This window comes from Actinoplanes sp. NPDC051861, assembly GCF_040681145.1.
In the GTDB taxonomy this organism is placed as follows: Bacteria; Actinomycetota; Actinomycetes; order Mycobacteriales; family Micromonosporaceae; genus Actinoplanes.
Map to the genome: position 1 here is coordinate 150,636 of NZ_JBFAYE010000018.1, position 13,947 is coordinate 164,582.

The 13,947-nt window shown below is 70.4% G+C and carries 9 protein-coding genes; 3 read left to right on the forward strand and 6 right to left on the reverse strand.

Annotated features, from left to right (window positions below):
- Positions 1 to 193: 193 nt before the first annotated feature.
- Entirely contained in the window at positions 194 to 2,443 is a 2,250-nt protein-coding gene (locus AB0M02_RS34695) for a discoidin domain-containing protein (RefSeq protein ID WP_364234770.1), read from the forward strand.
- Between the two features lie 75 nt (positions 2,444 to 2,518).
- Here AB0M02_RS34695 and AB0M02_RS34700 read toward each other — a convergent pair whose 3' ends face one another.
- The 3 genes from AB0M02_RS34700 to AB0M02_RS34710 are packed head-to-tail and all read right to left on the reverse strand — an operon-like array spanning position 2,519 to position 4,948.
- Positions 2,519 to 3,166, reverse strand: coding sequence for an NAD(P)-binding domain-containing protein (locus AB0M02_RS34700; protein ID WP_364234771.1), 648 nt, complete (start codon positions 3,164 to 3,166; stop codon positions 2,519 to 2,521).
- Between the two features lie 47 nt (positions 3,167 to 3,213).
- On the reverse strand, positions 3,214 to 3,558 hold the full coding sequence (locus AB0M02_RS34705) for a helix-turn-helix domain-containing protein (protein ID WP_364234773.1): 345 nt from the start codon (positions 3,556 to 3,558) through the stop codon (positions 3,214 to 3,216).
- The gene (locus tag AB0M02_RS34710) at positions 3,551 to 4,948 is read right to left on the reverse strand and encodes an MFS transporter (protein ID WP_364234775.1); all 1,398 of its coding nucleotides are present in this window, start codon (positions 4,946 to 4,948) and stop codon (positions 3,551 to 3,553) included. The genes AB0M02_RS34705 and AB0M02_RS34710 overlap by 8 nt, the downstream gene beginning before the upstream one ends.
- A gap of 160 nt (positions 4,949 to 5,108) precedes the next feature.
- Between AB0M02_RS34710 and AB0M02_RS34715 the strand changes: the two genes are divergently transcribed.
- Positions 5,109 to 5,498, forward strand: a complete 390-nt coding sequence (locus AB0M02_RS34715; protein WP_364234875.1) for a helix-turn-helix domain-containing protein — start codon at positions 5,109 to 5,111, stop codon at positions 5,496 to 5,498.
- Here AB0M02_RS34715 and AB0M02_RS34720 read toward each other — a convergent pair whose 3' ends face one another.
- On the reverse strand, positions 5,499 to 10,745 hold the full coding sequence (locus AB0M02_RS34720; protein WP_364234777.1) for an AAA family ATPase: 5,247 nt from the start codon (positions 10,743 to 10,745) through the stop codon (positions 5,499 to 5,501).
- A 356-nt stretch (positions 10,746 to 11,101) separates the two neighbouring features.
- Here AB0M02_RS34720 and AB0M02_RS34725 point away from each other — a divergent pair, with 356 nt between their 5' ends.
- Positions 11,102 to 11,410, forward strand: a complete 309-nt coding sequence (locus AB0M02_RS34725; RefSeq protein WP_364234780.1) for a MazG-like family protein — start codon at positions 11,102 to 11,104, stop codon at positions 11,408 to 11,410.
- Positions 11,411 to 11,423: 13 nt separating this feature from the next.
- On the opposite strand, the gene AB0M02_RS34730 is transcribed toward AB0M02_RS34725, so the two are convergent.
- Positions 11,424 to 11,609, reverse strand: a complete 186-nt coding sequence (locus AB0M02_RS34730; RefSeq protein ID WP_364234783.1) for a hypothetical protein — start codon at positions 11,607 to 11,609, stop codon at positions 11,424 to 11,426.
- A gap of 104 nt (positions 11,610 to 11,713) precedes the next feature.
- The gene (locus AB0M02_RS34735; RefSeq protein ID WP_364234786.1) at positions 11,714 to 13,864 is read right to left on the reverse strand and encodes an MMPL family transporter; all 2,151 of its coding nucleotides are present in this window, start codon (positions 13,862 to 13,864) and stop codon (positions 11,714 to 11,716) included.
- Between the last annotated feature and the right edge of the window lie 83 nt (positions 13,865 to 13,947).

Below are 13,947 nucleotides of genomic sequence, written 5' to 3' on the forward strand. Positions count from 1 at the left end.
TACGGGCCACCGGCCGCAACGCCGAATAACAGTTTTCCGCGAAACTTTTTTCAATTAACTATTCGAAGGACCGGATTAGGTTCCGGAACCAGAGCTTTGTTCTCGACATATTGACGAGTGGCAACAGCGTAGTAACAATTCCGTGGAGAGCGCTCTCTGGTCTGTGCTACCCCCGTCCGACAGGCAGGAACAGATGACACCCCCGACACTGACTTCCCCACCACCGCAGAAGCTTCGACGCCGTAGGCAGGTCGCGCTGAGCGCCGCCGTCGCCGCAACCCTCGGCATCACCGTCGTCTCGGTCGCCAACACCGCCAGTGCCGCGGACACCCTGCTGTCACAGGGCAGGCCGGCCACCGCCTCGTCCGTCGAGAACGCCTCGTTCGCCGCGTCCAACGCCGTCGACGGCAACACCGGAACCCGCTGGTCCAGCACGTTCGCCGACCCGCAGTGGCTGCAGGTCGACCTGGGCAGCACCCAGTCGATCACCCAGGTCGTGCTGAACTGGGAGGCCGCCTACGCCTCGGCCTTCACTATCCAGACCTCCCCGAACGGTTCCACCTGGACGAACATCACCCCGGTCACCACCGGCCGGGCCGGCGTCCAGACCCTGACCGTCACCGGCAGCGGCCGGTACGTGCGGATGAACGGCACCACGCGGGCCACCCCGTACGGCTACTCGCTCTGGGAGTTCCAGGTCTTCGGCGGCACCACCACCAGCCCGTCGCCGTCCCCCAGCACCCCGACCCTGCCGACCTCCGACCGGCCCGACTTCGGCCCGAACGTGCGGATCTTCGAGCCGGGCACGGCCGCGTCGACGATCCAGTCCGCGGTGGACTCGGCGTTCAACGCCCAGCTGCGCAGCTCGACCGCGCAGTTCGGCAGCCAGCGTCACGTCTTCCTGTTCAAGCCCGGCACCTACGGGCGGGTCTGGGCCAACGTCGGCTTCTACACCACCGTCGCCGGTCTCGGTCTCAACCCCGACGACGTGACGATCAACGGCGCCGTCAACGTGGACTCCGGCTGGAACTACGGCGACGAGGCCAACGCGACCCAGAACTTCTGGCGCAGCATGGAGAACCTGTCGATCGTGCCCGAGGGTGGCACCAACCGCTGGGCCGTCTCGCAGGCCGCCCCGATGCGCCGCGTGCACATCAAGGGCAACCTGACCCTGGCGCCGTCGAACCAGGACGTCGGGCAGGGCTACTCCAGCGGCGGCTACCTGGCCGACTCCGTGGTCGACGGTGTCGTCTCCTCCGGCTCGCAGCAGCAGTGGTACACCCGGGACAGCCGGATCTCGCGCTGGGACGGCGGCGTCTGGAACATGGTCTACTCCGGCGTCCAGGGCGCCCCGGCCAACGCGTTCCCGAACCCGCCGCACACCACCCTCGCCACCACGCCGGTCACCCGGGAAAAGCCTTATCTGTACGTGGACAGCGCCGGCAACTACCGCGTCTTCGTGCCCGGTCTGCGGCGCAACTCCGCCGGTGCCAGCTGGCCGAACACCGCCGGCACCTCGATCCCGATGCGGGAGTTCTACGTCGCCAAGCCCGGTGACACCGCCGCCCGGATCAACTCCGCGCTCGCCCAGGGCCTGAACCTGTTCTTCACCCCGGGCACCTACAGCCTCAACGACACCATCCGGGTCACCCGCGCCAACACGGTCGTGACCGGCATCGGCTTCCCGACCCTGATTCCGACCGGCGGTGTCGAGGCCCTGAACGTCGCCGACGTCGACGGGGTCAAGGTCAGCGGCCTGACGTTCGACGCCGGGACGACGAACAGCGCGACGCTGATGAGCGTCGGCCGGTCCGGTGTCCACACCGACCACTCCGCGAACCCGATCAGCCTGCAGGACGTCTTCTTCCGCATCGGCAGCAGCGTGCAGGGTAAGGCCACCACGACGCTGACCGTGCACAGCGACGACACGATCATCGACCACATCTGGGCCTGGCGGGCCGACCACGGTGGCGCACCCACCGGCTGGACGGTCAACACCGGCGACACCGGCCTCATCGTGAACGGCGACGACGTCCTCGCCACCGGCCTGTTCGTCGAGCACTACCAGAAGTACGAGGTGATCTGGAACGGCAACCGCGGGAAGACGATCTTCTTCCAGAACGAGAAGCCCTACGACGTGCCCAACCAGGCCGCCTGGATCGGGCCTCGCGGTAACGGCTACGCGGCTTACAAGGTCGCCGACGCCGTCACCGATCACGAGCTCTGGGGCGGTGGCTCCTACGCCTACTTCAACGTCAACCCCAGCGTCCGGGTGGACCGGGCGTTCGAGGTGCCCAACCGCTCCGGCGTCCGGCTGCGCAGCGTCCTCACCGTCTCCCTGGGCGACGTCGGCACCATCGCCAACGTCGTCAACGACACCGGCGGCTCCGTGCCCAACCCCGCCGGCAACACCACCCCGCGCAACGTCGTCGCGTACCCCTAGATCTTCAAACCCAAAGCAATACCGTACGTGAACCCGGCGGCCACCAGTGCAACCCGCGCTGGTGGCCGCCGCCCGTCACCCCTGGCCGGCGCCGGCGGAGGCCCGGTCGACAAGGTTGAACGTGGTGGACGGATCGCGTCCGCCGAACAGCAACGAGATCACGATCGCCGCCATGGCCTCGAGGTGGTGGGCGTGGCGAAGGTCGCCGATCCGCAGCGGGTCGCAGCCGAGCTCGGCGACGAGCTGCCTGGTCACCTCCAGCGCGGACGGATCGTCGCCACAGTAGGGAACCACCAGCCGGCGGTTGTCGAACACCGGTTCCGCCATTCGCCACACGTACGCCTCGGAGAGGTTGAACGCCTTGACCACGTGACCGCCGGTCGCTGACGCGATCTCCTGAGCCATCGACCGCCCCGGGTCGGTGACCAGCGTGAAATGGTCGATCTCGACGGGGTTGTTGCAGTCGACGATCGGTTTGCCGCGCAACCCGTCACCGATCTCCGCCAACGTCGACGGCATGCCCTGGTACAGCACCGCGATCAGCGCGACGTCGCAGAACTCGGCCACCTCCGGGAAGCTGCCGGCACGGCCGCCCCACTTCCGGGCGAGTGCCTCCGCCTTCTCCGTCGTCCGTCCGGCGACCATCAACTCGTGGCCCGTCGCCGCCCACCGCGAACCCAGCGCGTCGGCCATCACCCCGGCACCGAAAACACCAATCTTCATGGCCGCGACGCTAAACAGCCGTGGGGCACCAACCGGTGCCCCAGCGGTCAGGCGCCGTCGTCTCCGGCCAGCTCCTCGGCGTGCTCCTCAGCCCACCGGGCGAGCACCGACACCGGCTCGAGCAGGCTCTTGCCCAAGGGCGTCAACTGATACTCGACACCGGCGGGCGCGGTCGGCAGCACCCGCCGTTCGACGAGGTTGGCGTGCTCGAGTTTGCGCAGCGTCTGAGTGAGCATCTTCTTGCTGATCCCGCCGATCCGCTCGCGAAGATCGCTGTAGCGGTGCGGGCCGCTGCCCAGCCCGAACACCACGACGACGGACCAGGTGTCAGCCACCAGCGCCAGCGTCGTGCGGGCCGGGCAGTCAGCGAGAAAAACGTCGTGATCACTCACGCGTTGCCATCTCCTCTCCGCGAGACCCCGCCTGAATGGTAGGCCGGTGGTTCTGCGGGCCGCTCGCGACGATCAGGACAGCGAGCAGGACCGCCGCGGTGGGCACGACGAGGCCGGCGCGGATCGAGTCGAGGGTGAGCTGAGTGCTGACCGCGCTGACCGCCGAGATCCCCATCGCCGTGCCGAACTGGAACGACGTGTACAGCAGGCCGCCCGCCAAGCCGTGTTCCCTCTCGGCAACGCCGGCGACGGCCGCCGTGGTCAGCGGGCCGTAGGCGAGCGAGAAGGCGAGCCCGAGCAACAGCATGGTGGGCAGCATGACGGAGTACGTCCAATCGGCGGCGACCGGCAGGAACAGCGCGTAGCCAACCGTCGCGCAGAGCAGGCCGCAGAGAATGACCTTCATGGTGCCGAAGCGGTTGACCAGCCGGGGAGTCACCGTCGGGGACAGGATCGTGTCGATGGCGACGATCAACATCGCCAAGCCCGTCTGCAGCGGTGTCCAGCCGCGAAGCTCCTGCAGATAAAGGGTGACGAGGAACTGGAAGCCGGCGAACGCCCCCATGAACAGGAAGGCGCCGGCGTTGACCCGGAGCAGGTTCGGCGTACGGAAGATGCCGAGGCGAACGAGTGGGCTCGCCGCCCTCCTCTCGACCCGGACGAATGCCGCCAGGGCCACCAGCGCGGCGAGCACGGTGATCGCGGTGATCGCGTCGAAGCCGTGCTCCAGGCGCACCACGCTGTAGGCCAGCAGCAGCATCGCGGCGGTGACGGCCAGGGCGCCGGTCAGGTCGAAGCCTCGCTCCCGAGGCCCGGCCGGGGTGCGCGGCGCGGTGACGCTGCGCAGGAGGGGGATCGCCGCGGCCAGGATCAGTGCCGAGAGGATCACCGGGGCGAAGAACACCCAGCGCCAGCCGGCCGGCGCGAGCAGACCGCCGGCCACCAGACCCAGGGAGAAGCCGCCGGCGGCGGTTCCGGCGTAGATGCCGAGCGCCCGGTTGCGTGGTGGGCCGGCCGGGAACGTGCTGATCACCAGGGCCAGCCCCGCCGGTGCCATGAAGGCGGCGGCCACACCGGTGACGAACCGCGCGGCGAGCAACTGCCAGGCCTCGCTGGAGAACCCGCCCAGGCCGGAGAACAGGAGAAAGACGGTCAGCCAGATCAGGAACACCCGGCGGTGGCCGAGCAGGTCTCCCGCCCGGCCACCGAGCAGCATGAACCCGGCGTACCCGAGCACATAGGCGCTGACCACGCCGCTGAGGGCGCCGGTGCTCAGGCCTAGGTCGTCGCGGATGGCGGGCAGCGCGACGTTGAACATCGCAACGTCGATGCCCTCGAGGAAGATCGCTCCGCTCAGGACGAGCAGGACGCCCCATGCCCGTGAGTTCATTGGGATCCTTCCGGTTCCGTTTGGTAACTGAGTGGATCGTCGGGCACTGTTGGGAACCGTGGAAGAAGGCACTTACGGCACACCCGGTTCCTGCGAGGTAACCGGCTCCGGCTACGACGTCTTCCAGTGGGACACCCGAGAGGACTGCGAGGTCCGGCAGATCCTGGACCGGGTGGCGGACAAGTGGTCACTGCTCGTGATCGCTCTGCTGGACCGGCACACGCTGCGCTTCACCGAGCTCAAGCGCGCCATAGACGGCATCAGCCAGCGGATGCTCGCCCAGACGCTGCGTCACCTGGAACGCGACGGCCTGGTCTCACGTACCGTCCACGCCAAGGTCCCGCCACGCGTCGACTACGCCCTGACCGACCTCGGCTCCACACTTCACGAGACGATCAAGGCCCTCGTGACGTGGACCGAGAGTCACCAGAGCGAGATCGCCGCGGCCCGCACCGCCTACGACCGGCGGATGGCACAGGAGCAGGCGGAGGCCGCCCAGGCAGCCGCGGAACGTGACGCGATCGCCCACGCGGTGATCAGCGCCCGCTGATCAGACGAGCGCGTCAGCCGGCGGCGACGGGGATGGCGAGCGCGCCGGTTCTGGTTCGCTGTCCTGGGGGAGCGGCATGGTGAGTACGAAGACCGAGCCGTGCCCGGGGGCGGGACGGTAGGAGACGTCGCCGCCGTTGGCGCGGGCCAGTTCGCGGACGATGTAGAGGCCGAGCCCGGTGCCGGGTGCGGTCGCCGCGGTGGTGCCGGCGCGGGCGAAGCGGTCGAAGAGCCGGTCGCGGAAGTCCGGTGGGACGCCGGGGCCCTCGTCGTGCACCTCGACGACGACGGTTCGGGACTCCGGCCGGGCGACGATCGCGGTGGCGCCGCCGCCGTACTTGGTGGCGTTGCTGATCAGGTTGGTCAGGATGTGGTCGAGGTGGCTGGGCTGCACGAGGGCGACCAGGTCCGGTGGGCAGCTGACGGGGATGTCGGCGGCCGCCGCGGTCAGGGCGGCGTCGACGTGGTGGGCGATCAGGGTCGGGCTGGGTAGCGCGGTGAGCCGGCCGGCGTCGATCCGGACCAGCGCGAGGACCTCGTTGACGATCGTGTCGAGCCGCCTCGCGTTCCGGTGGATCTTCGTGAGGACCTCGGCGACGGGTTCGGGCAGGTCGTCGTCGGTGGCGGCCAGCTCGACGTGCCCGAGGATCATGGCGAGTGGGTTCCCGATCTCGTGGCCGAGCATGCCGATCAGGTCGGACTTGAGCTGGTTGGCGGCCTCCAGCTCGCGGTTGCGGTCGGCGAGCTCGAGATGGGCGGCGTCGCGGGCGGCCTCGGCGGCTTTGCGGGCGCTGACGTCCTGCAGGATGCTCACGAGGTGGACGGGGTGGCCGTCGGCGTCGCGAACCGCCGACACCGTCACCTGGGCGGCGAGGGGGCTGCCATCGGTACGCAGCAGGGTGAGTTCGCGACTGATCAGCTGCCGCCGCCCGGAAATGATCTTGTCGAGGTCCCGCCGGTGAGCGGCGCGGTCGGGAGGGGCGAACAGGTCGGTCAGCTTGGTGCCGGTCAACTTCGCGGTAGTGGTGCGGCTCATGGCGAGGAAGGCGGGGTTGGCCTCCTCGACACGGTCGTCGGTGCCGTGGATGACCTGGCCGACGGCGGCGTGTTCGAAGTGCGATCGAACCCGGCGTTCGCTGTCGGCGAGGCGCTGGTTGGCGGCGGCGAGATCGGCGGTGCGCGACCGCACGGCGGTGTCCAGCGAGTCGTAGAGGATGGCGTTGTCCAGCGACACGGCGAGCTGGCCGGCGATGAGTCGTACGGTTTCCAGCCGGTCGATCGAGAAGACGCCGCGTTGCTGGTGATTTTCCAGCACGAGCACGGCATGGGCCACGTTGTGGCTGGCCACCGGAACGACCAGCAGCGCGCACAGGTCGAGCCCGGACAGGTAGGGGTCGTGACGGAACCGGTCATCGCGGATGGCGTCGGCCACCAGCAGCGGTTCCCGGGTGCGCAACACGTAACGGATGGCGGACAGCGGAAGATGGCTGTCGCCCGGGACGGCCGGGTCGCCGCCGGCGAGGTCGGCGAGGGGGATCGCCGGGCGTGCCCGGCCGGGGCCGGCGATGGCCGACAGGTACCAGTGCGAGGTCTCCTGGTGCTGGAGCACCAGGTGCGCGGCGGTGGCGCCGGTCATGCTGCTGAGCAGGTCACCGACGTGTGCCTGCAGGGCCTGGACGGAGGTCTGCGAGCTGAGTGCCTGCGAGGCACGAAGGATGGCCATGAGATCGATCGGCAGTGCCGCGCCGCCGGATCCGTTCGGTCCGGCGGCGGGGGTGGTGCGCAGGAACGGGTGTGCCGCCGACAGGGCGTCGGTCTTGCCGTCGGCGCCCCAGCGGCGGTACGCGTCGAGGGCCTCGGTCAGCAGGCGGCGACCGCCGTGTTCGAGTCCCTGGCTCAGATGGAACAGGCCCGCGCGTTCGGCGAGTACGGCCCGGTGCCAGGGGCGCCCGGACACCTGGCTGAGCCCGGCGTCGTATTCGCGGATCGCCGTGGGCACGTCGCCGTATGCCCAGGCGCGTTCGGCCTCGACCAGGCACAGCAGCGGCCGGAAGTTGTGTGGGCAGTCGGCCGCTCGCCGGGCCAGCCACCGCCGGACGTCTTCGAGTTCGGCGGTCACCGCCGGGCCGGCGTCACCGGTGCGGATCCGGTGGGCGAGGCTGACCGCGCGGGTCACCCGGGCCAGCATCGAGTGGTAGAAACCGCGGATCGCCTGACAGCCGGCCATGGCCGCGGCGGAGGATTCCTCCAGCATCGCGGCGTCACCGAACAACATCGCTACCACGGCGCGGTTCGTGTGGTGTGTGGCCAGCCCGACCGGGGAGGCGGAGACCTCGGCCAGGTGCTCGTGCTCGTCGCGGTGGCCGGTTCGGCCCTGCAACGCGAAGATCATTTGCCGGTAACCGACCATGGACAGCGCCGCGAAGCGGCTGCCGGTCCGCTCGGCGAACGCCAGGAACGGGCCCACCTCGTCAGCGGCGGCCTCCAGGGTGTCGCCGCAGTCCACCAGGAGCGGCAGCAGCCGGTTGGCCAGCATGCTGGCGACCTGGACGTCGCCGAACGCGAGCAGCTCGTCGCGGGTCTGACAGGCGGCCTCCACGATGGTCTCGATGGGTTCGCACCAGGGCGCGGCCAGGCACAGGTGCATGTAGCGGGCGACGGCGGTGTCGGCGTGGTAGCCGAGTGCCTGACCGACGCCGATGGTGTGGGAGGTCAGCCGGTAGCCGGTGCGGTAGTCGTCGCGCCGGTCGATGGTCACGCAGATCGCGGCGGCCATGGTGCCGACCAGCGGCGCGCAGACGCCGTGCCGTTCCCAGAGCTCCTGTGCCTGCAGCACCAGCCAGGCGTGCAGCAGCGGGTCGAAGTGGAAGGCCGGGGCCAGCATCCGGTTGATCACCCGGCCGGCGGCGATGATACGGGCGTCGGTGGTCTCGGTGGTGCCTGCCTGCCCGGCCTCGATCCGGTCCGCCCATCGGTACAGCCGGTCGATGCCGGCCTCGACGTACTGCTCGAGGTCGGCGGGCGCGGTGATGCCGAATCGGCTGAGGACCCGGAACCCGAGGTTGACGGCGGCGGCGATGGCGCCGCGTTGCGTCAAGCTGTTGATCTGGTTGGGTGTGGCGGCGGCGAGGGCCAGCAGGTCGGGGGAGCGGTCGATGAGGGCCAGATACACGTCGTCGGCGTCGTCGAGCTGGCCGAGGCAGTACAGGGTGGCGTGCCGGTCGACGGCGATCGCGTCGGACGGCGCCAGCTGATCGGCGCACCGGTACAGCTCCTCGGCGACCACGAAGTTGGTGAGCTGGGCGGCCCTGCGGCCGGCCGCGTGCAGCAGTTGCGCGGCGGTTCGCCGTTCGCGCGGATCGTCGAGCTTGCCGGCGACGGCGAGGTACTGCTCAGCCGCCTCCTGCCGGGCGTCGTCGCGGCCGGCGAGGTTGCGGGCCATGCCGAGCTGGAGCACGTCACGTTCATGCTGGTCGAGCGCATCATGGGCGGCCCGGTGAATGAGGTCGTGCCGGAACTGGACCGTGCCCACTGTCGACCCGAGCTGGTCGACCAGGACCGTGCGAGCCGCCGCGGCGGGAGCGAGGTGCTGGATGAGGGCCGGCATCGGCATGCGCAGAGCAGCGGCGAGCAGTACCGCCTGGGTGTTGCCGCCGAGGCAGGCGAGCGCCGCCAGGACCCGGCGGGTCGGGTAGGGCAGTCGCTCGAGCCGATGGGCCAGCAGGTCCGGGACAGGTTGGTGGGCGAGGAACGTACGGGCGGCATCCGGATCCCAGCGCCAGCCGTCGCGGTGCAGGGCGAGCAGACCGTCGGCGCGCAGCCCGTTGAGCAGCTCGACCGTCGTGTACGGGTTTCCGGCGCTCGGCTGGTGCAGCAATGTCGCCAGGTCCGTCGCCGCTGCCCGCGGCATGCGCAGCACGGCGCTGACGAGCTCGACGAGGCCGCTCAGGCCGAGACCGCTCAGCCGGACCTGCGGCCCGATCTTGCCGCTGTTCTCGTTGCGGGCGATCAGGTACGTCAGTGGGTGCTCGGGGCCGACCTCATGGTCACGGTACGTGCCGACGACGAGCAGGCCGGGGATCGGGCCGGCCGACAGGATCGCCTCGAAGATCTGCAGCGAGGAACCGCTCGCCCACTGCAGATCGTCGATCGCCACTACGACCGGGCGCTGTTCGGCCACGGTCCTCAGCAGGGCGACGATCGCGGTGGTGGTCCGGGCCTGCGCGGTGCCGGGGTTGTCGGCGCTGGGCTCGGAGCAGGCTCCGAGCAGCGGCGCCAGCTCCGGGACAGCGGTGACGATCACTTCGACGTTCGCGGCGAGCGCGGCGGTGAGGCGGCGCCGTTCCGCGGTGGTCTCCGGTTCCGGCTCGGCGAGCAGCAGACCGGCCAGCTCCGCCAGGGCGCGCCGGATGCCGCCGGTGCCGGTGCCGGTACGAAACTGGTCGTACTTTCCGGTGACGAACCAGCCGTCCCGGGCCGTGGTGATCCGCCGGAGCGCGGCGACCAGGGAACTCTTGCCGATCCCGGCCGGGCCACCGATGAATACGGCGGGGGTGCGGCCGGCCTGTGCCCGATCGAGCGCCTCGGTCAGCTGGCGAAGCTCGTCGTCCCGCCCGACCAGGAGGCTGGGGCCGGTCAGGATGGGAGGAAAATCGTGTTCGCCCACGTGCCACCGGCCGGCCGGGCGCTCGTCGAAACAGCCGAGGTCGTGGGCGAGCGCCTCGGCGCTCTGATAGCGCCGGTCAGGATCCTTCTCCAGCAACCGCATGATGATTTCGCCGACGGCGTGCTGGAGCCGTGGGTTGAGTTCGGTGGGTACGGCCGGGCTGCGAACGAGCGTGTCCCGGATGACCTCGAGCGGGTCGTCGCCGGGGAACGGCGGTTCACCGGTGGCCAGCGCGTACAGGGTGGCACCGAGGCTGTAGAGGTCGGTGCGCCGGTCGGTCGGCAACCGCAGTCTGCCGGTCTGCTCCGGCGCCTGGTACCCCAGGGTTCCGACCGGCTCGTCGGGTGGAGCGGTCGCCACCGACTCAGCCGAGAGAATCTGCGCGAGGTCGTAGTCGATCAGCACCGGCGGCCCGGATCCGGGCAGCACGACGTTGGCGGGCGTGATGTCGAGGTGCAGAACACCGGCGTGATGCAGCGCCGCGACGGTGGCGGTCAGGCTCTGCGCGACCTCGACCAGGCGGTCTGCCGGCAATCGCAGGCCGGCAAGAGACCGGCCGCCGTCGTCGAGCAGCATCAGCATCTGGCGAGCTTGACGATCCGCGAGCCGCGGGACCCCGGGGACACCGGCGAGGTGCCGCAGCACGGTACGTTCCCGCTCGATCCGCCGAACCGCCCCGGGACCGAAGGCCCGCTTACCGACGAGAGAACCGGCGTCCTCGCTCGCGGCCTGGCGGAGGACGGACGTTCGTTCGCTACGGTAAAGCAGCTCCTCTGCCACAAATCATGATAATGCCACCTAAAGCATGATCGTGATGATCTGCGCAGTGGCCGGAACCCGCCGATGGTCGCCCGGGCGCGTCAACCCGGTCAGGCTCAGCGGCGCCCGAGCCCGATAAGCTTTCCCGGCTGTAGCCCGCCGACATCCGGAGGCACGCCTTGGAGATCAGGTCCGCCCAGCAGCTGACCTGGGAGAACAAGCTGGCCAAGGGATTCAACACCAGCGAAGTGCCCCTTGAGTTCTGCCTCCTGCAGGGCGAGGTTGCCGAAGCCTTCGATGCTTGGCGCCGCAGGCACGGCAACCTCGGCGAGGAGCTCGCCGACATCGCCATCTACGTCATGTCGCTGGCTGAGATGACCGGCGTCGACCTGCAGTCGGCGGTCGAGCAGAAGCTGGCCAAGAACGCCATGCGCACCTACGTCAGGGACGAGGCCTCCGGGACCCTCGTCAAGGTCGATCCCGCATAGCCGCCGGGCATGGTCAGCGGGGTCGTCCGGTGGCCCGGTCCTTGAGGTTGCGGAGGGTGGGAGCGACGCGGTGCAGATCGGGCTGCACAGCGGCACGGCTCTCCTGCTCGGAGATCTGCCGGCGCAGCGCTGACACCGCGTCCGCTCCCACGACGTGATCGATCATGGCTCGTAGTCGGCTGGAAGGATTACCGGTCATCGCCGCTCCTCTGCCCGTGGTGACCCCTGCCCACGAGCCTAGCGAGCGTCAACGAATCACGGGGTGCGGGTTTCGCGGAACGGCATGCCGGCTCGGACCCGGGTTCAGCGCACCGCGGCGAGGACCCGGCCCGTCTCGGGGTCGGGGTCGTCCGCGTCGAAGCTGTCCGGGCTGTGCGGGAGCAGCCGGTCCAGCCAGCTCGGCAGCCACCAGTTGGCCCGGCCCAGCAGCGTCATGGTCGCCGGGACCAGCACCATGCGCACGACCGTGGCGTCCACGAGGATCGCGGTGGCCAGGCCGAGGCCGAACATCTTGGTCGACGGGTCGCTCGCGACGGCGAACGACAGGAACACCGCGACCATGATGAGAGCGGCCGAGGTGATCACCCGGGCGCTGCTCGAGATGCCCCGGACGATCGCGGTGCCGTTGTCCCCGGTGCGCAGGTACTCCTCGCGGACCCGGGACAGCAGGAAGACCTCGTAGTCCATCGACAACCCGAACAGGATGGCGAACAGGAACATCGGGATGAACGACACGATCGGCACCGTGGACTCCAGCCCGATCAGCGGCGCTCCCCACCCCCACTGGAACACCGCGACCAGGATGCCGTAGGTCGCGCCGATGCTGAGCAGGTTCAGCAGGACCGCTTTCAGCGGCACCAGAACAGACCGGAAGACCACCAGCAAGAGTACGAACGACAGCGCCAGCACCGCGCCGACGAACAGGGGCAGCCGCTGGCTGGTCCGCTCGCCCACGTCCGACAGGCTGGCCGTGGCGCCGCCGATGTGCGCGCTCGCCGGCCCCGCACGGACCACGCCCGGGAGCACCTCGGCGCGGAGCCGGGCGACAGTGTCGGCGGTGGCCTGCTGCTGCGGGCCGGTGGTCGGGAACACCACCAGGGTCGCGATCCCGGTGGCCTGATCGACCCGGGGTGGCGTGACCGAGGCGATGCCCGGATCCGCCGCGACCGCCGCGGCCAGCCGGTCCACGACGTCCGGGGCACCGGCGGGGTCCACCGCGATCACCAGCGGTCCGTTCGTGCCCGGCCCGAAACCCTCGGCGACCAGATCGTACGCGCGGCGCTCGGTGCGGCTCGTCGGCATCGACCCGTCGTCGGGCAGGCCGACCCGCAGGCTGAACACCGGCAGGGTCGCCGCCACCAGCAGGGCGGTGGAGCCCAGTGCGTACAGCACCGGGTGCCGGTTGACATGCGCGATCCAGCGCTGCCACCGGCCCTGCGCACCGGCCGTCGCCGGGGTGCGCCGCCGGGCGAACCGGCTGACCCGGGCCAGGCGGCGGCCGGTGAGGCCGAGGAGCGCCGGCAGCAGCGTCACCGACGCGACCACCATGATCGCGACCACGAGCGACACCGCGATACCACCCATGGTCATGAACGGCACGTTCGCGGCCGCCATGCCGAGAACGGACACCACGACCGTGGCACCGGCGAAGATCACCGGCCGCCCGGCGGTGGCCACCGCGCGCCCGGCCGCCTCGGGCGGCGCGATCCCGCGGCCGAGGTACTCCCGGTGCCGGGCGAGCACGAACAGCGCGTAGTCGATGCCGACCCCCAGCCCGACCATGCTCCCGAGCACCGGCGCGAACGTCGGAATCTCGATCGCCCGCGCGAGCACCGTCATGGTGCTCACGCCGACGGTCAGGCCGAACAGCGCCATCCCGATCGGCAGCACGGCGGCCGTGAACGAGCCGAACGCCAGGAACAGGATCGTCGCGGCGGCGAGCAGCCCGACCAGTTCGCCGGCACCCGCATCGGCTTCGGAGAAGGCGTAGAACAGGGCCCCGCCCATCTCGATGCGCAGTGGCAGCTCGCCGCGCAGCCGGTCGCCGAGTTCGACGAGGGCGTCGAGGTCGGCACCCGACAGCCGGCTCTGCTCGGGGTACTGCACCCGGATCACCGCGATCCGCCCGTCGGCCGAGATCAGGCCCCCGGCCTCGGCCGCCTGCGGCCCCTGGCCGAGCGCGGCCGCCGTTTCGCTCGTCGACAGCACCTGCGGAAGGGCGCGCAGTTCGGCCTGCAAGCGCACCAGGGCGTCCCGTGCGGCGCCGTCGGCGAAGAAGGTCGTGCCCGCGCCGGCCGGAGTGACGGCCACCTGGGCGGTCATCCCCTCCTGGCCGGTTCCCGCGCGCTCGAGCAGCTCCGCGGCACGCTGGGAGTCCAGTCCCGGCGCCGTCATCTCGTCGGCGGTCCGGCCGCCGAACGCCGTCGCGCCGGCCACCGCGATGAACGCGGCCACCAACCACACAGTGATCACCCGCCAGGGCCGGCGCGCGGCGCCGGCACCCCATCGGTACAAGGTTCGGGAAAGCATCGGAATCT

What these genes read in the sequence shown, in the direction of transcription:
- AB0M02_RS34700 (WP_364234771.1), bottom strand. Translation starts at nt 3,166, where the DNA reads ATGAAGATTGGTGTTTTCGGTGCCGGGGTGATGGCCGACGCGCTGGGT.
- AB0M02_RS34695 (WP_364234770.1), top strand. Translation starts at nt 194, where the DNA reads ATGACACCCCCGACACTGACTTCCCCACCACCGCAGAAGCTTCGACGC.
- AB0M02_RS34710 (WP_364234775.1), bottom strand. Translation starts at nt 4,948, where the DNA reads ATGAACTCACGGGCATGGGGCGTCCTGCTCGTCCTGAGCGGAGCGATC.
- AB0M02_RS34730 (WP_364234783.1), bottom strand. Translation starts at nt 11,609, where the DNA reads ATGACCGGTAATCCTTCCAGCCGACTACGAGCCATGATCGATCACGTC.
- AB0M02_RS34720 (WP_364234777.1), bottom strand. Translation starts at nt 10,745, where the DNA reads ATGCTGATGCTGCTCGACGACGGCGGCCGGTCTCTTGCCGGCCTGCGA.